An 821-nucleotide genomic window follows, 5' to 3' on the forward strand; every position below is an offset into this window, starting at 1 on the left:
ATGGCAAAGGGTAAATTCGAACGCACCAAGCCGCACGTGAACGTCGGCACGATTGGTCACGTGGATCACGGCAAGACGACGCTGACGGCGGCGCTGACGAAGGTCGGTGCGGAGCGTTTTGGCGGCGAGTTCAAGGACTACAGTGCGATCGACGCGGCGCCGGAAGAGAAGGCGCGCGGCATCACGATCTCGACGGCGCACGTGGAATACGAGTCGCCGAAGCGGCATTACGCGCACGTGGACTGCCCGGGCCATGCGGACTACGTGAAGAACATGATCACGGGTGCGGCGCAGATGGACGGCGCGATCCTGGTGTGCTCGGCGGCGGACGGCCCGATGCCGCAGACGCGCGAGCACATCCTGCTGTCGCGCCAGGTGGGCGTGCCGTACATCGTGGTGTTCCTGAACAAGGCGGACATGGTCGATGACGCGGAGCTGCTCGAGCTGGTCGAGATGGAAGTGCGCGAGCTGCTCTCCAAGTACGACTTCCCGGGCGACGACACGCCGATCATCCACGGTTCGGCGCTGAAGGCGCTGGAGGGTGACCAGTCGGAAATCGGCGTGCCGGCGATCATCAAGCTGGTGGATGCGCTGGACAGCTACATTCCGGAGCCGGTGCGGGCGATCGACAAGCCGTTCCTGATGCCGGTGGAAGACGTGTTCTCGATCTCGGGGCGCGGCACGGTGGTGACCGGCCGTATCGAGCGCGGCGTGATCAAGGTGGGCGACGAAATCGAAGTGGTCGGCATCCGCGACACGCAGAAGACCACGGTGACCGGCGTGGAAATGTTCCGCAAGCTGCTGGACCAGGGCCAGGCGGG

1 protein-coding gene is annotated in these 821 nt (G+C 64.9%); it reads left to right on the forward strand.

Annotated features, from left to right (window positions below):
- Nucleotides 1-821: elongation factor Tu (locus RHOFW104R8_RS10830; RefSeq protein WP_068094649.1), on the forward strand; the 821-nt coding region annotated here is incomplete at its 3' end.

Source organism: Rhodanobacter sp. FW104-R8 (assembly GCF_001617365.1).
In the GTDB taxonomy this organism is placed as follows: Bacteria; Pseudomonadota; Gammaproteobacteria; order Xanthomonadales; family Rhodanobacteraceae; genus Rhodanobacter.